Origin of the sequence: Pseudomonas sp. Q1, assembly GCF_009935975.1 — a bacterium.
In the GTDB taxonomy this organism is placed as follows: Bacteria; Pseudomonadota; Gammaproteobacteria; order Pseudomonadales; family Pseudomonadaceae; genus Aquipseudomonas; species Aquipseudomonas palleroniana.
Window position 1 is genome coordinate 238,034 of record NZ_QODI01000005.1, and the last position, 22,775, is coordinate 260,808.

Sequence of the window (22,775 nt, forward strand, 5' to 3'; positions counted from 1 at the left end):
GCCTTTGGTCGGGCGTTTTTGTTTGTGGCTACAATTTTTCTTGCACAGCAGGAGCAATAAAGTCCTTCTGTGACCCGCGAGTTTTGGCAAAATGCTATCAGTCAGGCGTTTTGCGTGCCGAAGTTTCTATAGGATGAAGGGTCGATGAGTAAAGTCAGTGTATTGGTGGTGGACGACGCCTCGTTTATCCGCGACTTGGTGAAGAAGTGCCTGCGTAACTACTTCCCCGGGATCAAGATCGAAGACGCGGTAAACGGTAAAAAGGCGCAATCCATCCTGATGCGCGAGAGCTTCGACCTGGTGCTGTGCGACTGGGAAATGCCCGAGATGTCCGGCCTGGAGCTGCTGACCTGGTGCCGTGAGCAAGCGCACCTCAAGGCCATGCCGTTCGTGATGGTGACCAGCCGTGGCGACAAGGAGAACGTGGTTCAGGCGATCCAGGCAGGCGTTTCCGGCTACGTCAGCAAGCCCTTCACCAACGAACAGTTGTTGAACAAGGTCAAACAGGCTTTGCACAAGGTCGGCCGTCTCGACGCCTTGGTCGCCAGTGCGCCGACCAAGGTGAACTCGGCTTTTGGCAACGACTCCCTGAGCGCCCTGACCGGTGGCAAGCCTGAGGCCGTGCGCGCAGCCCCTGTCGCGGCGGCTGCGCCCGCGCCAAATAAGGGCTTGCTCAACAGCCCTCCGGTACAGGCGCCGTCAGCAGCGCCGACCGGTAACCGCGGCCAAGGCCAGCTGCGACTGTCCAGCGGCAGCCAGCAATGTGTGATCAAGGCGCTGAGCATCAAGGAAGCGCTGCTGGTGGTGCGTCGCGGCGAAATCCTGCCTCAGGTACTGGAAAGTGCGGTACTCGACCTTGAGCAAGGCGAAAACGCCGAAGTCGCCCGTTTGAACGGCTACCTGCACGCTATCGTCGCCTACGAGCCCAAGCCCGACAGCGACTGGCTGCAACTGACCTTCCGGTTTATCGACCAGGATGCGCAGAAACTCGATTACATCTCGCGCTTGATCGCACGGGGTACGGCGCAGAAGCACTTCGTCCCGGGTGCGTGATTGTAGTGAGCGGGCTTGCCCCCCAGCGCGGGGCAAGCCCGCTCACTACAGGGTTTCTGGTGTGCAGGGGTTAATCCAGCAGCAGGACCTTGGCCAATACGATCTTCGGCCCCTTCATCTTCTTGATGATGATCCGCAAGCCTTCCACCTCCAGCACTTCTTCCTCTTCGGGCACCCGTTTCAGGGTGTCGTAGATCAGGCCGGCCAGGGTTTCGGCTTCGATGTGGTCCAGGTCCACACCCAGCAGGCGTTCCACCTTGAACAGCGGGGTATCGCCGCGCACCAGCAGTTTGCCGGGCTGATAGGCGAGAATGCCGCGTTCAGCCTTGCGGTGTTCGTCCTGGATATCGCCCACCAGCACTTCGAGCACGTCTTCCATGGTCAGGTAGCCGATGACTTTGCCGTCGGCTTCTTCCACCAGGGCAAAGTGTGCGGCGCCTTTGCGGAACTGCTCCAGCAACTGCGACAGCGGCATGTGCCGCGACACACGTTCCAGCGGCCGGGTCAGTTCGGCCAGGTTGAACGACTCGGGGATGTGGTCCAGGGCCGCCAACTCCAGCAGCAGGTCCTTGATGTGCAGCAGGCCGACAAATTCGTTGCGCACCGCGTCGTACACCGGGTAGCGGCTGAATTTGTGGCGGCGGAACAAAGCGAGGATTTCCTTGAGCGGGGCATTGAAGTCCAGGGTGACCATGTCTTCCCGGGAGTTGGCCCAGTCCACCACTTCCAGCTCGCCCATTTCCACGGCGGAGGCCAGTACCCGCATGCCTTGGTCGCTCGGGTCCTGGCCACGGCTGGAGTGCAGGATCAGCTTGAGTTCTTCGCGGCTGTAATGGTGCTCATGATGCGGGCCGGGCTCACCTTGGCCTGCAATGCGCAGGATGGCGTTGGCGCTGGCGTTGAGCAGGTAGATCGCCGGGTACATCGCCCAGTAGAACAGGTACAGCGGCACCGCCGTCCACAGCGACAGCAGCTCCGGTTTACGGATGGCCCAGGATTTGGGGGCCAGTTCGCCGACCACGATGTGCAGGTAGGAAATCACGAAGAAGGCGGCAAAGAACGATACGCCCTTGATCACCTCTGGCGATTGCACGCCTACGGCTTCCAGCAACGGCTCTAGGATATGTGCAAAGGCGGGCTCACCCACCCAGCCCAGGCCCAGGGAGGCGAGGGTGATACCCAGCTGGCAGGCCGACAGGTAAGCGTCGAGCTGGCTGTGCACGGTGCGCAGGATCTGCCCGCGCCAGCCGTTCTGGTGGGCGATGGCCTCGACCCGGGTGGCGCGCAGTTTGACCATGGCAAACTCCGCCGCAACGAAGAAGCCGTTGAGCAGTACCAGGATCAGTGCGAAAAGAATCATGCCGAAGTCGGCGAAGAGTGTAGCGAGGGTGATACCAGGGGAAGGGTCCATGATGGGGTTTTGCAGGTTCCGTGTGTTCAATAAGGGGTGGCAGGTGGGCCGCAAAGGCGCGTGCAAGTCGGCCAATGTAGCGGCTGGCGGGGCGCTTGCCTAGTGCCCACTGCCGGGTGGAGCCTGGAATGGCGCCTTCGAAACAGCACAATTGCAATGGTGGGAGGGGGCTTGCTCCCGATAGCCGTGAGTCAGTCGGTACATCTGAGGCTGATACACCGCTATCGGGAGCAAGGCCCCTCTCACATTGAGATTGGTGTCGGGTTTGGGTTATTCGTCATTTCCGACGAGCCGCGAGTGGGTCACCTGCGCTGGCGGGAAGTGGCAGGTGAAGGTGCTGCCATGCCCCAGCACACTGCTGATTTCCAGTCGTGCGCGGTGGCGCAGCAGCACATGTTTGACAATCGCCAGGCCCAGCCCGGTGCCGCCCGTGTTGGAGTTGCGGCTGGAGTCGACACGGTAGAAGCGTTCGGTCAGGCGCGGCAGGTGCTTGGCGTCGATGCCGATGCCGGAGTCCTGCACGCTCAAATGTGCGCCGTGTTCGTCGGCCCACCAGCGAATACGGATATTGCCTCCGTCCGGGGTGTACTTGACGGCGTTGAACACCAGGTTGGAGAACGCACTGCGCAATTCGCCTTCGCTGCCTTTGAGCAGCACCAGCGGGTCGGCTTCCAGGGTGATTTGCTGGCCGCGCTCGCCGGACAGGGCCTGGGCATCATTCTTGATGGTCTTGAGCAGGCTTTGCACGGTGACCGGGTGGTTGTCCGACGGGTAATCGGTCGCCTCAAGCTTGGCCAGCAACAGCAGGTCGTTGAGCAGGGTCTGCATGCGTGAGCCTTGCTGCTGCATCTGCTGCAGGGCACGGTTCCAGCGTGGGTTGATCTCGTCGACATTGTCCAGCAACGTCTCCAGATAACCGCAGATCACCGTCAACGGCGTGCGCAGCTCATGGGAAACGTTGGCGACGAAGTCTTTGCGCATCTGTTCCAGCTGGTGGATGCGTGTCACGTCGCGCACCAGCATCAGGTGTTCGTTGTTGCCGTAGCGGGTCAAGTACAGCTGGATGCGCACGCGATCGTTGGTGGGCGAGGGGATTTCCAGGGCTTCTTCGTAATTGTCCTGCTCAAAGTACTCCTTGAAGCGTGGATGACGCACCAGGTTGGTCACCGGCTGGCCGCTGTCCTGAGGCGTCTTGAGGCCCAGCAGGGTCTCGGCGGCGCGGTTCCACCACTCCAGGTTGCCATCGCTGTCGAGCATGATCACCGCGTCCTTGAGCGCGGCGGTGGATTCCTGCACCCGGTCGATCACCGCTTGCAGGCGCCCACGCACCCGTTGGTCGCGGCGTTGCAGGTGGTAGATGCTGTCGAACACCTCGCCCCACAGGCCATAGCCGTCGGGTGGTGCTTCATCGGGTTTGTGTTGGCGCAGCCATTCATGCAGGCGTAGCAGTTGTTTGAGGGTCCAGCCCAGGTACAAGGCCAGGCCGACGGCCAGGCTCCAGCCGTAATAGCCGCTGATCAGGCCTACCAGCAGGCAGCCGGTGATCAGCAAAAGCATGTGGCGGATCAGGGTGCCATGCCAGTTCTGGTTCACTTTGAATCCTTCAAAGCAGCTGCAAGTTTCAAGCTGCAAGCTTCAAGTTAGAGCGGTGCGGCTGTTAGCTTGCCGCTTATAGCTGAGGGCTCGCAGCTCAACCTTTGGTTGAAAACCGATAGCCAGTGCCGCGCACGGTTTGTACCAGATTCTCGTAGGCATCGCCCAAGGCTTTGCGCAGGCGGCGGATATGCACGTCGACGGTACGTTCTTCCACATACACATTGCCGCCCCATACCTGGTCCAGCAATTGCCCACGGGTGTAGGCGCGTTCCTGGTGGGTCATGAAAAACTGCAGCAGGCGGTACTCGGTCGGGCCCATTTCGGCAGGCTTGCCGTCAATGGTCACGCGGTGGCTGATCGGGTCCAGCAGCAGGCCGCCGACTTCAATCGGCGCTTCGCCATCGGTCGGGCCGGCTCGGCGCAGTACGGCCTTCAGGCGCGCGACCAGTTCCCGTGGGGAAAAGGGTTTGGTGATGTAGTCATCAGCGCCTACTTCCAGGCCCTGGATCTTGTTGTCTTCTTCGCCCTTGGCGGTGAGCATGATGATCGGGATATCCCCGGTCAGTTCATCCCGCTTGAGGCGGCGGGCCAGCTCGATGCCGGAGGTGCCGGGCAGCATCCAGTCCAGCAGGATCAGGTCTGGCTTGCGGTCGACGATAATGGCATGGGCCTGCTGGGAATTCTCCGCCTCCAGGCAGTCATAGCCGGCCATTTCCAACGCAACGGCGATCATCTCGCGGATGGGCGCTTCGTCGTCGACGATCAGAATGCTCCTGCCAACCATGCCTAAATCCTCTTGTCATTTAACTGTCTTGCGCCGCATTAGATAACGGAATTATTGCAGTCGTGTGACAGTAATTTAGACGCTTGGGCAATTTGCGTCGCTCTGGGCTACGCTTTGGGACCGAATCCTGACAACCACAAAAGGAAGGTTCCGATGACTCAAAGTACGTTTTCCTGGAAGGCCCTGCTGGTCACGGCGGCGTTGACGCTGCCGACGCTGGCATTCGCAATGGACCCGGCGATGACCAAGGATGGGGTCTTGGTGGATCACAAGGGGATGACGCTGTACACCTTTGCCAAGGATGCAGACGGTAAATCCATGTGCAATGACAAATGCGCCGCCAACTGGCCGCCATTGATGGCTGAGTCCACCGACAAGCCTATGGGCAAGTGGACTGTGATCACCCGTGATGATCAAAAGAGCCAATGGGCCTATGCCGGCAAACCCCTCTACACCTTTGTGATGGACAAGAAGGCTGGAGACATGACCGGAGAAGGCAAAATGGACGGGGCCTGGAAGGTTGCCAAGCCTTAAACCTACCGACTAAAGATGAGGGGCCTGGCCCCTCATCGAAACCCATAGTCGGCCACAATCCCGACAAATATCGCCAACCCGGCCCAGTGGTTGTGCAGGAACGCTTTGAAGCACTTCATCCGGTCCCTGTCGCGGGTGTACCAGAACTCCCACGCAAAACAGCCCGCCGCCGCCAGCAAGCCCAGATGGAACCAGCCCCCCAACTCGAACCTGGCGCCTGCCAGCAACAGGCAAGCCAGCGACAGGCCCTGCAATGTGAGGATGATCACGCGGTCGGCATCGCCAAACAAGATGGCCGTGGACTTCACGCCGATCTTCAAGTCGTCGTCGCGGTCGGTCATGGCGTAGTAAGTGTCGTAACCCACCGTCCACAGCAGGTTGGCGATGTACAGCAGCCATGCAGCGGCGGGCAGGTGGCCGGTCTCGGCGGTGAACGCCATCGGCATACCCCAGGAAAACGCCGCGCCCAGCACCACTTGCGGGTAATAGGTGTAGCGCTTCATGAACGGATAGCTTACCGCCAGTGCCAGGCCGCCCAGCGACAACCAGATGGTTGTAGCGTTGGTCAGCAGCACCAGCAGGAAGCTGATCAGCATCAGGACCGCAAAGAACACCAGGGCTTCTTTTGAACTGATCTTGCCGCTGGCCAACGGACGTTGCGCGGTGCGCTTCACATGGCCGTCGACCTTGCGGTCCGCCCAGTCATTGATGACGCAACCGGCAGCGCGAGTCAGGGTCACGCCAAGCACAAAAATCACGATGTTGGCCAGGGACGGCGAGCCCTTGCCGGCGATCCACAATGCCCACAGCGTCGGCCACAGCAGCAGGTAAATGCCGATGGGCTTGTCCATGCGGGTCAATTGAATGAAATCCCAGGCCCTGGGGTTCAGGTGGTTCAAGGATTTGAGCAGACGTTGGTACATCAGCAGTTCTCCGGATGGTCATGCAGCGCATGCCAGAAGCTGGGCAGGAAGACTTCCGCGACCAGCACGCTCAATGGTCCGCGATCGAAGCGCGAGCGGCGGCCCCAAAGGCCATCGGCCTGATCCGCAGTCGGCAGCCACTGGCTGGGGTAGTGGCACACCTCAATGGCCTGGCGGACGAAAGCGTGGTCGCAGAACAGTAATTCCCCCAGCGAGCGGCTGCCCAGCTCATCCATATGCAGGCCGTCGCCTTGCAGGGCACTGCGCGCCGCCACGCTACGGGCGAACACCCACGGCTGACCATGACCGCGCAGATACACCTCGCGCACCCAGCCGACAGTAGCGGCCGGCAAGCCCAGCGCCACGCATTCATCAACACGCAATGGCTGCCAGCCCTCGAACAACGGCGTCACGCTGAAACCGTCGTTTGACAGCCGCGTCAGCCGCCGCGTCAGCGAATCTTCATTGAACAGCCAGTTGAGGGTCAGGGGCGCGGGCACTGGGCTCAGAAGGCTCTGGGGCAGCCATTGGCAAGCATCGGAAGGGGCGATTGAGTGCGGCACGGTGGGTCAGTATTGGCAGCAAAAGAGGCGGCGAGCTTACCATGGCGTCCTGCACTTTTGCCGGGGTGAACCGGCCCCATGCGTCGATCATGCTTGCATCTGCCGGCCCCGATCAGTACAAAACGCCCTGAGCCGCACGGCAACGTGGGTCTATCGACCGTCGGCCAAGATGCCTGGACCCTGAGGAAGCAAGTGATGAAGAAGTGGCAATGTATAGTTTGCGGCCTGATTTATGATGAAAAAGACGGCTGGCCGGATGACGGAATTGTGCCGGGTACCCGTTGGGAAGATGTCCCGGAAGACTGGCTGTGCCCAGACTGTGGCGTAGGCAAAATGGATTTCGAAATGATCGAGATCGGTTAATTCTCAGTTTCAAGAAACCTACTGCAAGGAGAAGGGAATGAACGCACCTGTCGTGATCATCGGCACAGGATTGGCCGGTTACAACGTGGCCCGGGAGTTTCGCAAGCTCGACAGCGAGACCCCATTGCTGCTGATCACTGCGGATGACGGGCGCTCCTACTCCAAGCCCATGCTCTCCACCGGCTTTGGCAAGAACAAGGAAGCCGATGGCCTGAGCATGGCTGAACCCGGCGCCATGGCCGAGCAACTCAAGGCCGAGGTGCGTACCCACACCCGCGTCAGCGGCATCGATCCGGGCCACCGACGGCTGTGGATCGGCGAGGAAGCGGTAGCGTATCGCGACTTGATCCTGGCCTGGGGCGCAGAGACGGTGCGGGTGCCGGTAGAAGGCGATGCGGCTGAGCTGATTTTCCCGATCAACGACCTTGAAGACTACGCACGCTTTCGCGCCGCAGCCGCCGGCAAGCGCCGTGTGTTGCTGTTGGGCGCCGGTCTGATCGGCTGCGAATTCGCCAATGACCTGATCCTCGGCGGCTATGAAATCGACCTGGTGGCGCCGTGTGAACAAGTCATGCCGACCCTGTTGCACCCGGCGGCGGCCGCAGCGGTGCAGGCTGGGCTGGAAGGTCTCGGCGCACGCTTCCACCTGGGCCCGGTGCTCAACCGCTTGCAGCGCACGGCAGATGGCCTGCAGGCTCATCTGTCGGACGGGGAAGTGATTCACTGCGACCTGGTGGTTTCGGCCGTCGGCCTGCGCCCGCGTGTCGACCTGGCCGCCGCCGCCGGCTTGCAGACCAACCGCGGGATCATGGTCGATCGCTATCTCAAGACCTCTCACGCCAACATCTATGCCCTGGGCGACTGCGCCGAGGTCGATGGGCTGAACCTGCTGTACGTGATGCCGTTGATGAGCTGCGCCCGCGCCCTGGCCCAGACCCTGGCCGGTAACGCCACCGCTGTCAGCTACGGGCCGATGCCGATCACCGTGAAAACCCCGATCTGTCCGTTGGTGGTGTCACCTCCGCCAAGGGGCACGGAAGGCGTGTGGAACGTTGAAGGCCAGGGTGCCGACATCAAGGCATTGTGCCGCGACGCCGACGGCCGCCTGCTGGGTTACGCGCTGACCGGCAGCGCCGTCATGGAAAAACTGGCCCTCAATAAAGAGCTTCCGCCGTTGTTGGCGTAAATAGCGGTCGTTCTGTCGGAATCAGCACGTTCCTACCCTCAGAAAGGTCGTCGCGAGGCTGGCGGAGCGTGCGAGGGCATGCCATCCTCACTCCCGTCTGCCGCAGAGTAGAGCCTGCGGCGCCTTGGGCGCTGCTCCGTAAGAGAGCAGCACGGACATAACAACAAAAAACCGTCAAAGAGGCTTCACATATGCGTAAACCAGAACTCGCAGCCGCCATCGCTGAAAAAGCGGATCTCACCAAAGAACAGGCCAACCGCGTCCTCAACGCCGTTCTCGAAGAAATCACCGGCGCCCTGCACCGCAAGGACAGCGTCACCCTGGTTGGTTTCGGCACCTTCCTGCAACGCCACCGCGGCGCCCGCACTGGCAAAAATCCACAGACCGGCGAGCCGGTGAAAATCAAGGCGAGCAACACCGTTGCGTTCAAGCCGGGTAAATCGTTGAAAGATACTGTTAACGAGTAATACGCCGTACCGGCTCGCAAGGGGCGGGGTGGTACAAAATGGGCATACCGACTGGGTTGGGTGCCCATTTTTTGTGGGGCGTATAATCAATTGAAGCGCGCAGATACTGGTAACTTACTTTTCTGCACTGTTAAGCGTTTTGGAGGAGTGAAATGAAGCGTGCGGTAAACTCCTCGCCCTCATAATCTTCGAGGTTCTTAATATTGAAAATTGCGCCACGTTGAGTGGTGAGTTTTAGCAGTCGTCGCTTCAGAATTTTATTGATTTGGCTTTCAGGTTCAGCAGATATGGCAGTTAAAGCTTTTTTTGCGCGGGCAGCCACGTCTTTAAAGAATAAATGTTTGGTCTCGGTAGAGGGTATAATGTTTTCCAGGTCACAGTTTTCAAAGGTGACATAATCGAGTTTGCAATGTTCAAAGTCGGCAGAAAGCGGAGTGTTGGGTTGGTCTGATATAAAACTGACTTCCTGAAGTTTTCCAGTGAACTTGATGTTGAATATCTTGCTGGCGTTAAACACGTTGTCGATGATTTTGCATTGGGAGAATGTACAGTTGGCAAAGGAGCAATCCTTCAGCGACGCTTCCCGGAAGTTGCATTTTATAAATGAGCAGTTTTCAAACTTGCTATTGCTAAAGCCCGATGCTTGAAAATCGACGCTGTTGAATGAGCATTCAGTTATAGATGTTTTGTTGAAGAATCTCGAACCGGAAAAATCAGTTTTCTCAAATTTGCAGTTTTCCAAAACACATTGATCAAAAATCGGATCGCATAGGTTTGCATTTTTTAGCGTGCAGCCACTGATCAGCTCGTTTTCAAAACGCGTTTTTTTAGGCAGAACGAGTCCGTCCTGCTCAATGCCGAACAGTACTTTTGACGGAGTTTTGTCAGTCACCATAGTATTCCTTCATAACCATTGCCCCAGTCCCCATAACGTCGCTGATGCGTACCTCTTTTCCAATCAGCCTTAGTCGTGAGATCCCACCAGGTTTTAGTTTTAGTTTCATATACGTCGGGAAGCTTTTGTCCTGACTTTGATACCTCTAAATGGCCCAGTGATGGGTCGTTTTTCACTCTGGTTTTGAAATCAGCATCAATCCTCTGCCCTACGTACCGACGATAGCGTGAACGTGCTTGTCCGAGATCTCCCCGATCATAAGCCCGTTTTACTGCTGCTCTTTGTTTCGGGGTCAATGACCTTTGAGGGTTACTGTAAACGGCCTTTCTGGCGGCGTTGGCGTGTGCCTGAAGCTTGGCAGTTGTCGAGCCGCAAGGCGCCCACCCCAATGGGTCGATCCATCCCGAAGGATTAGGAGAGTACTGATAAAGGTTAAACCCTCCTGCCAGGCCTATCGGGTCCGGTGTTGTAAAACGCCCAATATCAGGATCATAAAAGCGAAATGTATTGAAATGCAGCCCCGTCTCCCGGTCGAGATACTGCCCCTGAAAGCGCAGGTTCTGGTCCTCAATATAGGAAGACTCGCGATCTTCCGTCAGTGTGTTACCCCACACCTGATAAGTTGCGCGCCATACATCTTGACCATCGAGATCGGTTAGCTGCTCCGGCAGACCACTTAGGTCATTGTGGTAGTAGCGCATTTTTTGCAGCGACCCGGTACCGTCTATTCGGGCCAGCGGCTCGTAGCTTTCCCCGTCATAAACATAAAGGCTGGTCTGACTGTGTTTGTGCTCCTGCAACAGACGTAAACCATCCCAAGTAAAACGCGTCTGCCCCCGCGAATAGCCATCTTCGTCAAGCTCGTTTTTTTCGACGCGTCGTCCCAGTGGGTCATAGCTCATCCTGACCACGCTGCCGCTGCCATTTCGCACTTCAACCAGCCGATTTTCAGCGTCGTAGGCAAAGCGCTGAAGACCACGGACGCCGCTGCGCTTTTCGATCACCCGACCCAAGGCATCGTATCTATAGCGTTTGTCTTGATAGGTAAGCAGCCGATTATGTCGTACAAGCCCTCCTTGGAGCGGGCTATTCAGCAGGTTAGCCGCGGCATCGTAAGCGTAGGTTTCACTTCTCTCCACTTGATAGCAGACAAGAATACGGTCAGTACTGTCGTAACCCAACTGCTCTTGAGTGTCACGCTGGCGGTCAATCCGCCGACGCCCTATCAGGTTGTCGCTGGGGTCGTAGCTATAGCTGGTCTCAACCAATGGCGGCAACTGCCACGGCTGATCAATACTGCGGCGTTGTCGTGAGCGAACCCTGCCGCAGCGGTCGTACGCGGTACTTGTTTTGAGTTGGCCTTGAGTGCGTTGCACCTCACGGTGCAAGCGATCACGCTCGAAGTCGCTGATGACCTTTCCATCGAGATTGAGCTGATGCAGGTGACCACTGCCGTAGTAGAGTCGGTTCAGCCATCGACCGTCGGGCAATTGGGTCTGAATCAGGTTTCCTAATTCGTCGTAGTGATGTTGCAAGGATCCGGCTGCGCTTTGCTCCTGCAGTAGCTGCCCCATCGCGTCGTAGCTGAAACTCAGTCGTTGCTGCAGACCGTCAATCGCCGTGAAAGTAACCCCGACCAATTGATCGTTCAGGTCATGTTCGTAAACGGTGGTGCCGTCTGCAGTGACTTTGCTGACCAGGCGCCCAACGGGATCTCGCTGAAACTGGTGCGAGATTGGAGCTACCGGTTCACCTTCCGCCCCTGGTAGATGGTCCACGGCTATCACATCATCCAGCGAATCGTAAGCGTAGCAACGCCGACTCTGGTCGAGGTCTTGCTGTTGCACCATTCGGTCGGCCGCATCCCACTCAAAGCGATAACTTTCGCCGTTCTCATTGGTCAGCTTGCGCAGGCGCCCATAGGCGTCATGGTCGAACATGACCGTGCGGTTGTGCGCATCCCACCGCTGTTTGACCAAGCCGCGAATATCATAGGCATAGCGTGTGGTGCTCCCGGCGGGGTCAACATGGGCTGTCAGATAACCGCTAGCATTGCGCTGGAACTGTTCCACGCGACCATCAGGTAGCTGGCATTCCAGCAATAGCCCTTGGGGGCCGTAGCGGTAGCGCACCGACTCACCTTCCGCGTTGGTCTGCATCACCAGGTTGCCGAACGCGTCGTAGTGATAGCGGGTGGGATAACCCGAGCAATCCACGGCTTCAACCAATTGGCTCCATTCGTTCCAATGCAGCGTTTTAGTCTTTTCGGTGGCGTCGATGATCTGCACCGGTTGGCCGAAACCGTCATAGATATAGCGCGTACGGTTGCCCAAAGGGTCGACTTCCTCAACGCAGTTGCCGCGTTGATCGTACCGATAATGCCAACTGTTGCCTGCTGGGTCGGTTTCGACTTCGGGCAATGCCCAATGCGCCAGCCACTGTGTGCCGCTGGTTCTCGTCAGAGGGTCGGTTACTACGCTCAGGTTGCCCGATTCGTCATAGCTGAAGCGCCATTGGCCCTGTTGTGGGTCAATCGCACCCGTCAATTGCCGGTCTTCATTCCATTCGAACTGCCAGGTATGGCCCAGGTTGTCTATGTAGGAAGTGATCTGGTATTGGGGGTTCCAATGCCGTGTGCTGACGCGCATCAGGCCATCGGTTACGCGAGTAATGCCGGCGTCGAGATCGTAGTCGAAAGCGTATTCATCACCCGCATCTGTCCAGTGCTGACTGACGCGCCACTCCGGGCCGCCTGTTCCTGTAAATTCTGCCCATTGATAGAAACAGCGCAAACCACTTGGTAATTGGTGCTCGGTCATACGCCGGCTGGAGTCGTAAGCGAAGCGTCGTTGAGTCGCGCCTTGTGCGTCCAAAACCTCGGCAAGATCGCCGTTGCTGTCATAGCGATAACTGACGAGCACATCGCTGCGCCCATCGAAATGGTCCTGGCGCAGGTAACGCCGTTCGATGTGGCTCACGCGCCGAGGATGTGCTGCTGTGTAACTCAGTTCGACGTGCATCAAGTCATGGGTGTCACGCAAGCGGTACAGCCGTCCCTGGGCATCGTAATCGAGGAATATCCGCCCCTCATTGCGATCACCCAACAGTTGCAAGCGCATCCGCGAGTTGTTCAGCGGGTCGGGTTCAAACAGGCGATACAGACCGTCGATACTCTCGATCAGCACCGCACCATCGTGGTTGCGCCTGACCGCCAGGCCTTCGCCCGGATCGAACGCTCCGCCGGACAACGGGATGTAGCCGATCTCCAGGCGGCGCCCTTGCTCATCGATGTAGAACAGGTTTTCGTCAGCGCCTATCTCGACCGACACTTCATAGTCGACGCTCCAGCCGGCACCAAAGAGGCCATCACGACGTGGGTCGAGACTGCTGTAGAAACGTTTCCAATCAATCGGCAGCAGGCCCGGCAGCACAAAGTCCAGCTCTTCCTCGTCACCCAGGATCTTCGCCCCGGTTGCACTGTGCACCGGGTTGGGCGAGCCGTTTATGGCGCTCTTGAGCGCAGAGGTGACCTTGCTGGTTGCGTAAGAGACGGCGCCTCCCACCAGCAAGCTACCGACCAGGCACGGCAGCTTGGTCCAGAAACATTTCACGTTGCCCCGCAACGCCATTACCACAGCAATGGCTAGGCCTACACCCGGTGTTTTCCCGCTGCGAATCTCCTGCACCACAATGGTTTCGCCGCCGATGCGTACGTCCGGCGAGATCAACCCCTCGGCCGTGCCTATCTTCGCGTCACAAGTACTGCGATCACCACTGCGTGCTGCTGGTTGTCCATTGATGAAGACCGAACTGGAGCCCTCAGCGATAAATTGCTCGGGCATGGGTGGATGCTTGTTGCACCCTACGGTATCCAGCTTGCAAGGCTTGGTGCCGGGGGCCGGGGTGGCGACGGTCGGGCGCCAGATCTGCGAGAAAAACTCGCCTGCCATGTCGAGGAAGCTGGGCTCGGCCGGTTCGCTTGGGGCGACCGGCACGGCCGTCATCTTGCCAGCGGCACGGGCGGCCTTTTTGCCGTTGATGAACACGTTGTCCGAGCCGCTGGTGATGAAGGCATCGATCACCGGCGGAAAGACCCAGTTGGCGGCGGTCTCGCACCAACTAGATATCTTCAGGTCGGCCCCCGTAAGCCCTGCGGTAATTCCGACGACCGCACCGACCACCAGCACCAAAGCAACGCCACCGGTGGCGATGGTTGCACCGGTAGTAATGGCAACCGCCGCCGCGACAGCGAGGCAGCCTACGTAAGTGATTGCCGCGTAGGCGGCCACTTCCAGTACACCGCCGAGAATATCGGCCATCACCGAGGTGTGTAGCAGCGCATCCCCTTCGCGGGCGGCCCAGAGGTCTTCACTCATGGCTCAGCTCGACTCAGGGCGTGGTGAGAAAGTTGAGTGTGCTTTTGAGCGTTGCCCAGTGGGCAGCCTCGGCCGCTCCCAGGGGCTGGGTCTTGACGTAACTCAGGGCGATCAGCCGGCGGGTGCCGGGTATTTGCATCGCCAACTGGTACTGGTAAATGTTGTCGCTGCCTTTGTTGAAACGGTTTTGCACCTCATAAGCATCGATATCCTGCGCTGGTCCAACCTTGACGGCTTGTGCCGGCGAATAACGAAGATCCTTGACCTGCTGCTCAAGCTTTTTCAGCTGGTTCTCGAAGTTGCTATGCAAGGTCTCGCCATCCGCCAGTGGGCTACGGCTGACCACCAGCGTAGTGCCCAGGTTGGCGAACTTGAGAATATTGATCGAAGTGTCCTGTACCTCGGCATCTGGCAAGGTGAATTGGGCTTCGTTAATCAGGTAATTCATGGCGAAGAAATCTCGTTATTGATCAGCGCCGGGCTTGCCGGAAAATTTCGATTCGACGGCGGACTTGATCGTGCCTTGCACACCCTGGGCGCCGGGCGATGTGCCCTTGTCACTGCCTAGGTTGATGTCCAGTTTGCCTTTTGTCTGGATCTTGCTGCTGCCGGTGGAAAACAGATTGAACGAGCCGCAGGTGAGGTTGATGTCGCCGCCAGCTTTGAGTTCTATCACGCTCTTACCGCACACCAGGCGGATACTTTCTCCAGCCTCAATGGTGTAGTGCGTAGCGGCACTGTCAGACTTGGCACCGCCTACGATAACGGTGTCGTTACTGCGTACTACACGCAGGCGGTTATTGCCGATGGTCACCGTCTCGTTATGGCCGATGCTCTTATTCCGGTCATGCCCCACCGAATGGCTCTCATCCACCTCCACCACGATGTCTTGATTGCGCTCGGCATGGATATACAACTGCTCCAGCCCCTTCTTGTCTTCCATGCGGATTTCATTGAAGTTGGCCGGCGTGCCGCCCTTGCTCGAACGACTCTTCATGCCGCTTTGTGTGGCATTTTCCGGCAGGTCGTAGGGCACCGTCTGCTCGGCGTTGTAGACCCTTCCGGTGATGATCGGCCGGTCGGGGTCACCCTCCAGAAAGCTCACAATCACTTCCTGGCCGATCCGTGGAATCTGCATCGAGCCCCAGTTCTTGCCGGCCCAGGACTGTGACACACGAATCCAGCACGAGCTGTTCTCGTTGGATTGGTCATGACGGTCCCAGTAGAAGTGCACCTTCACGCGGCCGTACTGGTCGGTCCAGATCTCCTCGCCTTTGGGGCCGACCACCAGTGCGGTCTGCGGGCCTTTGACGATGGGTCGATGGGTGTTGGCCATTGGGCGGAAACTTTGCTGGGCGTCGATGCAGGTCAGGCTGCTTTCGAACTGCGCCGAACCCGAGCCGCCGCCGCTTTCCAGACTTTCCTGATTGATGTAATAGCGGCAACCGACGATCAGGTATTCACGGTTCTGGTCCTGGCGGCTGAAGCCGGTGAGGCTGAACAGGTGGCCCGAACCCAGGCCCCGCGCATTGCCGGCAAACTCGATCTGCTCGTGCAGGGTTTGCAGGGCTTCGATGCGGGTGCGTGCATAGTGTTCGCCGTCTTCGCTTTGCACGTAGGTGCCGGGGTAGTCGTACAACGGGTAGTCGCCGGCGGTGTGCGGACGTGGCATCGCCGAGCGCACGTCGATGCGGGCGCTGGGGCGCTGGAAGTCATAGTCGTTGAGTTCCAGCGAGCCCGGCTGCACTTCCTGCGCCAGATGCCAGTTGTGCATATGGTCGCGTTCGCGCTGTTGTTCGTCCTTGGGGTAATACGGCACCGAGGCGTAGCCGGGCACCGTGGTGTGGGCGCCATAGGCGTCGGCCAAGACCAGCACATGGCGGTCCTGCTCGTGGCGGAAGAAGTAGTAGATACCTTCCTGTTCCATCAAGCGGCTGACGAAATCGAAGCTGGTCTCGCGGTACTGCACGCAGTATTCCCACTCGCGATACGGCCGGCTCAGGGCGTCCTCGAAGTCGGAAAAACCCAGGTCGCGAAACACCTGCTTGATGATCTGCGGGATGCTCAGGTTCTGGAAAATCCGGCAGTCCGACGTACGGCTGAGCAGCCACAGCCACGGGCGCAGCGTCACCTGGTAACTGGCGAACTGGCCCTGGTCGATGTTCTGGCTGCAACGGGCAACGATGCCGTGGAAGTGTCGTTCGCCACCATCGGCCAGTTGCAGGCCCACGCTCATCGGCTTGCCGAGCAACTGGTTAAGGTCGATGTTGGCGTCCAGCGACGTCAGTTGCAGCTCGTAGTTGAACAGCCTGCCCAGCTCTTCGCCGCCGCCCATTTCATTGAGCAGCAGGACATCCGGCCCGAGGGGGCTGGTGATCTTGGCCAGGCGTGAGGCTTGGTTAAAAAGCATCGGTAGTCCCGTAAATACCTTGATAACTGAAGAAACCGGTTCAACGGTGGGAGGGGGCTTGCTCCCGATAGCCGTGTGTCAGTTGATGCATAGGGGCCTGATGCACCGCTATCGGGAGCAAGCCCCCTCCCACCGTTTGATTGTGTTCCTTCAGGTCAATCGTTGAACTCGTAGTGCAATTCGTTATCCCGGCTGCTGATGCGCACACCCGCCAACGCCTTGCCTTCGAGCATGCGCGTGAGGAACTCACGGCTCATGTCCGGCAGCAAGCTGTTGGTGAGGATGGTGTCGATCATACGGCCACCGCTTTCGGTTTCGGTGCAGCGCGAGACGATCAGGTCGATCACCGCGTCGTCGTAGTCGAAGGCCACCTTGTGCGTACTCTCCACGCGTTTTTTGATGCGGTTGAGCTGCAGGCGGGTGATCGCCTTGAGCATCTCGTCGCTGAGCGGGTAGTACGGAATGGTCACCAGGCGACCCAGCAACGCCGGCGGGAAGATTTCCAGCAGCGGTTGGCGCAGGGCCTTGGCGATCTCTTCCGGCTCCGGCACGTTCGCCGGGTCTTTGCAAACGTGGGAGATCAGCTCGGTGCCGGCGTTGGTGGTCAACAGGATCAGGGTGTTCTTGAAGTCGATCACCCGGCCTTCACCGTCTTCCATCACGCCCTTGTCGAACACCTGGAAGAAGATCTCGTGCACGTCCGGGTGGGCTTTTTCCACCTCGTCCAGCAGCACCACGCTGTAGGGTTTGCGTCGCACTGCTTCGGTCAGCACGCCGCCTTCGCCGTAACCGATGTAACCCGGTGGTGCGCCCTTGAGGGTGGACACGGTGTGGGCTTCCTGGAACTCGCTCATGTTGATGGTGATGACGTTCTGCTCGCCGCCGTACATGGCTTCGGCCAGGGCCAGGGCGGTTTCGGTCTTGCCCACGCCCGAGGTGCCGGCCAGCATGAACACGCCAATCGGCTTGCTCGGGTTGTCGAGGCCGGCGCGGGAGGTCTGGATGCGTTTGGCGATCATCTGCAGGGCGTGATCCTGGCCGATGATGCGCTTCTTCAGGTGCTGGTCGAGGTTGAGCACGGTCTCCAGCTCGTTGCGGGCCATACGGCCCACCGGGATACCGGTCCAGTCGGCGACCACCGAGGCCACGGCCTGGTAATCCACGGTCGGCAGGATCAGCGGGGTTTCGCCTTGCAGGGCGCTGAGGCGCTGTTGCAGATCGACCAGCTGCGTGCGCAATTCATCGTTGCCGCTGTCCACCGCGCCAACCTTTTCACGCAGGGTGGCACGGGTGGCAAGCAACTCATCGACCAGTGCTTTCTCTTCGGCCCAGCGGCTCTCCAGCGTTGCAAGACGTTCACGCTCGGCACTCAATAGCGCTTCGGTGTTGCTTTGACGGGCCCCAATCGCAATGCCGATGGCATGCTCGCGGGCGATGATTTGCAGCTCGGTTTCCAGGGCTTCGATACGACGGCGGCTGTCGTCCACTTCGGCCGGTACCGCGTGCAGGCTGATGGCCACGCGGGCGCAGGCGGTGTCCAGCAGGCTTACGGATTTATCCGGCAACTGGCGCGCCGGGATATAGCGGTGGGACAGCTTCACCGAGGCTTCCAGGGCTTCATCGAGGATCTGCACCTGGTGGTGCTGTTCCATGGTCGAGGCCACGCCGCGCATCATCAGCAGCGCCTTGTCTTCCGACGGCTCGGCCACTTGCACCACCTGAAAACGGCGGGTCAGGGCCGGGTCTTTTTCAATGTGCTTCTTGTACTCGGCCCACGTGGTCGCGGCCACGGTGCGCAAGGTGCCACGGGCCAATGCCGGTTTGAGCAGGTTGGCGGCGTCGCCCGTGCCGGCGGCGCCACCAGCACCGACCAGGGTGTGAGCTTCGTCGATAAACAGGATGATCGGCTTGGGCGACGCCTGGACGTCTTCGATCACTTGGCGCAGGCGCTGCTCGAACTCGCCTTTCATGCTGGCGCCGGCTTGCAGCAGGCCCACATCGAGGCTGCGCAATTCCACATCCTTGAGCGCAGGCGGCACGTCACCGGCGACGATGCGCAGGGCGAAACCTTCGACCACGGCGGTTTTGCCCACACCGGCTTCACCGGTGAGAATCGGGTTGTTCTGGCGACGGCGCATCAGGATGTCGACCAGTTGGCGGATCTCTTCATCGCGGCCGACGATGGGGTCGAGCTTGCCGCTACGGGCCTGCTCGGTCAGGTCGACGGTAAAGCGCTTGAGGGCTTCCTGCTTGCCCATGGCACTTGGCGCCATGGCGCCGCTGGCTTCGCCCGGCACGGCGCCGGCGTTGAAACCGTCACTGGCGCTCAGGGCATTCTCCGGCGAGTCACCGACGTATTCATCAAAGCGCTCGCTCAGGGCCTCGGCCTTGATTTTGTCGAACTCGGAAGACAGACCCAGCAGCGCATGGCGCAGGCTCGGCGTCTTGAGGATGCCCAACACCAGGTAACCGGTGCGCACCTGGCTTTCGCCGAACATCAGGCTGCCGTAGACCCAACCGCGTTCCACGGCCTCTTCCACATGGGAGGACAGGTCGGTGATCGAGGTCGAGCCACGGGGCAAGCGGTCCAGCGCTTCAGTCAGGTCGCGGGCCAGGCGCGCCGGCTCCACGTTGAACTGGCGAATGATGCGGTGCAGGTCCGAGTCCTGCAGTTGCAGCAGTTGGTGAAACCAGTGGGCCAGTTCCACATACGGGTTGCCCCGCAGCTTGCAGAATACGGTGGCGGCTTCGATGGCCTTGTAGGCCACGCTGTTGAGTTTGCCGAACAATGCGGCGCGACTGATTTCACCCATGCTCTGGATTCCTTGAGGTGGTGGCCTGATCGGCGTAATGCCGGGCCAGGATTAGGTCGTTGGCGTCGTGCGCGGGTTGGCCGAGCCAGGTGTTGAAGCCCAGGCGGAACTGGCCATTGAGTTGCAGCGCCGGTACTTCAGGTTGTTGCAGAACCAGGTTCAAGTCCCAGTCCAGTTCATGACCCAGGTACTCGGCCACCCACGCGACCAGCTCATTGAATGACGGGTGGCCGGGCAGCATGCCCATGTAGTCATCGAGCTTGAGCGGCCCCAGGCGGATACGGAATTTGTGCTGGCGGTCCCAGACATGGCTGCCCAGGCAAAAGTCCACGCCCAACTGGTTGGCGCTGACACCCACGCGGCTGCGTTCAGGCAGTTCCAGCCATTGGCCGACGTACTCTTCGATCTCCACCGGGAGGCCGAAGTACTCGCTGAGGATCGCCTTTAAACCATCCGGGTAGCGGGTCTGCGCCGATAAGTGGCCGCTGTAATGCAGCTTCGCGGCGTCGGCAATCAGCCCCTGGTTGAGCAGGCTTGGCATGCCACGGCCACTCAGGGCGGCGAGGCGGGCGGACCAGTAGTCATCATCCGGGCGGTCATGGCTGACGGTGGGCCGCGCCTCGGCCCAGGCCCGGTAGAACAGGCTGAGCAAGCGATGGTGGAACACGTCCAGGAACTGCTTGCTGGTGCTGTCGGCGTTGTTGCGCTGGCGCTCACGGACGTACTCGGTGATATGCAGCGGCAGCGGGCCATTGGGGCCGCCGAGGCCGAAGAAGAATTGCTCCAGGCGCGCCGGCTTGCCGTCACCACCGGGGTCGACCGAGGCCAGGGTGGCCGGGGCGAACGTGCAATCGGCCTGTTGCCCCAGGCGCAGTGGGTCATCCGCCAGGCGCAGGGAATGGCCCAGGCGCGGCAGGTCGGGCGATTCGCACTCGATACGCCGCAGCGCCTGGAAGAAATCGTATTCCCAGGGTTCCTGATGCATCGCATCCAGTGTATTCACAGGGTCGGACGCCGCCCGGGCTTGGCTTTCCATCGCATGATCTCGCCGCGTTCGGTGGTACGGATCACCGTCTCGGTAAAACTGTTGATCGACACGTAGCGTGCCAGGAAGCGCTCCAGCACCGCACCGAGCAGGAACACCCCGGTGCCGCGAAACGCGTTTTCATCGAATTCCAGGGTGATCTCCAGGCCACGGCCAAACACGATCGGGCCAGGCATCGGCAGGCGCCGGGTCACGGCTTTGCTGCTGACTTCACGCAGGCCCTCGATCTGCAATTGCAGGGCGGCGTCGTTGCTGTCGCCATACAGGCGCAGCAGTTCACGCAAGGCGCCCGCGCCCTGGCCCTGCTCGCTGAGCGACAGATAGTTGAGCGACAACTGGCTGATCAGGCGCCAGGCCTTGGCATCATGCGCATGGCTTGCCCGCGGGCGGCTCGGGCCGGCCACGCAACGCACGGCCAACACCGGCGCACTGTCGGCCAGGGTGAAATCGGTCTTGCCGTTGCCCACGCTCATGAACAACGGCAAATCGCGGTTGGTGCACAGCGCGGTCACGCCGAGTTGGCGCAGGTCGTGGCGGTAGGGCGCTTGCCGGCTGTCGACCAGGCTGACAAAGGTTTCGCTGCCCACATATGTGGAGCGCGGGCCGTTGCGACGCTGGTCGCTGGACAACACACGCGGCTCGCGGCGCACCATGTAATAGGCCAGGTCGCGGCCATAGCGCGAGGGGTCGCGCACCGCATAAAACGGCAGGAATGGCTGCTCCGGCCCAGTGCCGTGGCCGGTGATACCGCTGAGCGAATGAATCTCGAAATCCATCGGCCGGGTGCGGTCGGCGATCACATGGTGCTCGTTGACCCGGTCGGACAGGTGGATACGATCGAGGCGTTTGGGAAACAGGTTGATCGCCGGCGTGCAGAACGGCAGGAACTGCGCCGCGCCGACGCTGCCTTCCAGGCTCGGTTCATGCCGGTCGAACAGCACGATCAGCTCCAGTTCCTGGCCGTCGCAGCGCTTGATCGCACGGCGCAGTTCGGCAAATTCGACAAACAGGAAGCGATGGGGCAGCGCGAAGTATTCCTGCAACAGGCGATAGCCCTGGAAGGCGCGCGCCACCACCGGCATGGCGGCGTCGGCGTCGTCGAAGCCGCGTGAGCGCAGCGCGTCCTGGGGCAGGCGCTCGACCCAATCACCGCCAGGCTTGCGCGCAAACACCGCGCAGGCGTTGCCGAGCAGTTGCTCGTAAAGGCGGAACGGTTGCTCGTCGGCACCGCTGAGGTACAGCGGCAGGCTGTCCAGGTCGAGGCTGTTGAATGGCAACTCGGCGCCGGTGCGCAGGGTCAGGCGCAAACCCGCCTTGGCCTTCGGCTCGCTGGCGGCCAGGCGGCCAAGCACGGCGGCGGGGTTGCCGAAGTATTCCGCGTTGGCTACCTGCAACGGCCACAGCGTCACCGGGTGCGCGGTGCGGTACTCGCAGCAGGTCTGGGTTTCACGGCCCAATGCCGCACGCAACACCGTGTCGCGGGGCAGCGAAAAACCGCTGGCCAGGGAGCCTTCGTCGGGGTCGGTCTGCAGCTGCACCACGGTCATCGACGGGGTTGGCGCGAGGTAGTGCGGGTACGCGATTTCCAGCAGGTTGTGGGTGAAGGTCGGGTACTCGGCGTCGAGCTTGAGCTGCACGCGGGCCGTCAGGTAGGCAAAACCTTCAAGCAAGCGTTCGACGTACGGGTCGGCGCAGTCCATACCGGACAGGGTCAGCCGACTGGCGATCTTCGGGTATTCCTTGGCGAACTCGGCGGCGCTTTCGCGCACGTGATGCAGTTCCTGGTTATACAGCTCCAGCAGGCGCGGGTTCATGCTCGTCTCCGCTGGTCGGCGTTGACGACACGCACATGGCCGGATTCCAGATCGAGGTCGGTTTGCAATAACAGGCGCAGAGGCACCGGCTGTGCCCACAGGTCGCCTTCGATCTCGAAGCTCAACGCGTTGTGGTTCATCTCGCCCTGGCTGAGGCGGGCTTTGACGCGCAGGGTGTGGCGCAGGATGCGCGGCTCAAAGGTGGCAATGGCCTGGTAGATCAGGGCTTCCAGCGCTTTGATATCGACACTGGAGGCACTGTTTCCCGCCAATGCCGGCAGGCCGTAATTGACCACCGAAGTACCGGCCGGGGTGTGCAACGTGGCATCGGCATCGAGCAACGACGTGGTGTTGAGCAGCCACGCCAGGTCGCGCAGCACCGAGGCTTTCAATTGGGTCAGGGACAGCACGCGTTTGTCGGCGCTTTCCTTGGGGTTGGTCGGGTCGTCGTCGGTCAACCGGTCCAGCAGGGACGGTTGCAGACGGTCGCGGGAAGCGATTTCAGTTACCACCAAAGCAGCTCCACGGACGGGGTGTGAGGA

At 60.1% G+C, this 22,775-nt stretch carries 18 protein-coding genes; 5 read left to right on the forward strand and 13 right to left on the reverse strand.

Features of this window, described 5'->3' with window-relative positions; genetic code table 11:
- Positions 1-144: 144 nt before the first annotated feature.
- Positions 145-1,053, forward strand: coding sequence for a response regulator (locus DK870_RS10180; protein ID WP_060756649.1), 909 nt, complete (start codon positions 145-147; stop codon positions 1,051-1,053).
- 70 nt (positions 1,054-1,123) lie between these two features.
- On the opposite strand, the gene DK870_RS10185 is transcribed toward DK870_RS10180, so the two are convergent.
- The 3 genes from DK870_RS10185 to phoB all read right to left on the reverse strand — a co-directional run bounded on the left by DK870_RS10185 (position 1,124) and on the right by phoB (position 4,844).
- Positions 1,124-2,464, reverse strand: a complete 1,341-nt coding sequence (locus DK870_RS10185) for a hemolysin family protein (RefSeq protein WP_060756650.1) — start codon at positions 2,462-2,464, stop codon at positions 1,124-1,126.
- 270 nt (positions 2,465-2,734) lie between these two features.
- Complete coding sequence (gene phoR, locus DK870_RS10190) at positions 2,735-4,021, reverse strand: phosphate regulon sensor histidine kinase PhoR (RefSeq protein WP_218580481.1); 1,287 nt, start codon at positions 4,019-4,021, stop codon at positions 2,735-2,737.
- A gap of 133 nt (positions 4,022-4,154) precedes the next feature.
- Positions 4,155-4,844, reverse strand: a complete 690-nt coding sequence (phoB, locus tag DK870_RS10195) for a phosphate regulon transcriptional regulator PhoB (RefSeq protein WP_003176964.1) — start codon at positions 4,842-4,844, stop codon at positions 4,155-4,157.
- A 153-nt stretch (positions 4,845-4,997) separates the two neighbouring features.
- Between phoB and DK870_RS10200 the strand changes: the two genes are divergently transcribed.
- Positions 4,998-5,378 carry a hypothetical protein gene (locus DK870_RS10200; protein WP_060756652.1) on the forward strand — a complete coding sequence of 127 codons (381 nt, stop codon included), beginning with the start codon at positions 4,998-5,000 and terminating at the stop codon, positions 5,376-5,378.
- Positions 5,379-5,410: 32 nt separating this feature from the next.
- On the opposite strand, the gene ubiA is transcribed toward DK870_RS10200, so the two are convergent.
- Both ubiA and DK870_RS10210 read right to left on the reverse strand, forming a co-directional pair.
- Positions 5,411-6,301, reverse strand: a complete 891-nt coding sequence (ubiA, locus tag DK870_RS10205) for a 4-hydroxybenzoate octaprenyltransferase (protein ID WP_161548585.1) — start codon at positions 6,299-6,301, stop codon at positions 5,411-5,413.
- Positions 6,301-6,864, reverse strand: coding sequence for a chorismate lyase (locus tag DK870_RS10210; RefSeq protein ID WP_161548586.1), 564 nt, complete (start codon positions 6,862-6,864; stop codon positions 6,301-6,303). Before DK870_RS10210 ends, ubiA begins: the two co-directional genes overlap by 1 nt.
- A 195-nt stretch (positions 6,865-7,059) precedes the next feature.
- Here DK870_RS10210 and DK870_RS10215 point away from each other — a divergent pair, with 195 nt between their 5' ends.
- The 3 genes from DK870_RS10215 (at position 7,060) to DK870_RS10225 (ending at position 8,880) form a co-directional block, all read left to right on the forward strand.
- Complete coding sequence (locus DK870_RS10215) at positions 7,060-7,227, forward strand: rubredoxin (protein WP_060756655.1); 168 nt, start codon at positions 7,060-7,062, stop codon at positions 7,225-7,227.
- A gap of 37 nt (positions 7,228-7,264) precedes the next feature.
- A complete protein-coding gene (locus DK870_RS10220) occupies positions 7,265-8,413 on the forward strand; it encodes an NAD(P)/FAD-dependent oxidoreductase (RefSeq protein ID WP_161548587.1) in 1,149 nt (382 codons plus the stop codon).
- 191 nt (positions 8,414-8,604) lie between these two features.
- Positions 8,605-8,880, forward strand: coding sequence for an HU family DNA-binding protein (locus DK870_RS10225; RefSeq protein ID WP_095014020.1), 276 nt, complete (start codon positions 8,605-8,607; stop codon positions 8,878-8,880).
- Positions 8,881-9,010: 130 nt separating this feature from the next.
- On the opposite strand, the gene DK870_RS10230 is transcribed toward DK870_RS10225, so the two are convergent.
- The 8 genes from DK870_RS10230 to tssE form a co-directional block, all read right to left on the reverse strand.
- Positions 9,011-9,772, reverse strand: coding sequence for a pentapeptide repeat-containing protein (locus DK870_RS10230; protein WP_178126864.1), 762 nt, complete (start codon positions 9,770-9,772; stop codon positions 9,011-9,013).
- A complete protein-coding gene (locus DK870_RS10235; RefSeq protein ID WP_161548589.1) occupies positions 9,769-14,151 on the reverse strand; it encodes an RHS repeat-associated core domain-containing protein in 4,383 nt (1,460 codons plus the stop codon). Before DK870_RS10235 ends, DK870_RS10230 begins: the two co-directional genes overlap by 4 nt.
- A 13-nt stretch (positions 14,152-14,164) precedes the next feature.
- Positions 14,165-14,599, reverse strand: a complete 435-nt coding sequence (locus DK870_RS10240; protein WP_161548590.1) for a DcrB-related protein — start codon at positions 14,597-14,599, stop codon at positions 14,165-14,167.
- Between the two features lie 15 nt (positions 14,600-14,614).
- The gene (locus DK870_RS10245; protein WP_161548591.1) at positions 14,615-16,561 is read right to left on the reverse strand and encodes a type VI secretion system Vgr family protein; all 1,947 of its coding nucleotides are present in this window, start codon (positions 16,559-16,561) and stop codon (positions 14,615-14,617) included.
- A gap of 155 nt (positions 16,562-16,716) precedes the next feature.
- Positions 16,717-19,374 (reverse strand): type VI secretion system ATPase TssH, encoded by a 2,658-nt coding sequence (tssH, locus tag DK870_RS10250; protein ID WP_161548592.1) that lies wholly within the window; start codon positions 19,372-19,374, stop codon positions 16,717-16,719.
- Positions 19,367-20,410: a type VI secretion system baseplate subunit TssG gene (tssG, locus tag DK870_RS10255; protein ID WP_161548593.1), complete on the reverse strand. Its 1,044-nt coding sequence runs from the start codon at positions 20,408-20,410 to the stop codon at positions 19,367-19,369. The genes tssH and tssG overlap by 8 nt, the downstream gene beginning before the upstream one ends.
- Positions 20,374-22,233 (reverse strand): type VI secretion system baseplate subunit TssF, encoded by a 1,860-nt coding sequence (gene tssF, locus DK870_RS10260; RefSeq protein WP_060756661.1) that lies wholly within the window; start codon positions 22,231-22,233, stop codon positions 20,374-20,376. Before tssF ends, tssG begins: the two co-directional genes overlap by 37 nt.
- Positions 22,230-22,745, reverse strand: coding sequence for a type VI secretion system baseplate subunit TssE (gene tssE, locus DK870_RS10265; RefSeq protein ID WP_060756687.1), 516 nt, complete (start codon positions 22,743-22,745; stop codon positions 22,230-22,232). The genes tssF and tssE overlap by 4 nt, the downstream gene beginning before the upstream one ends.
- Positions 22,746-22,775 lie beyond the last annotated feature (30 nt).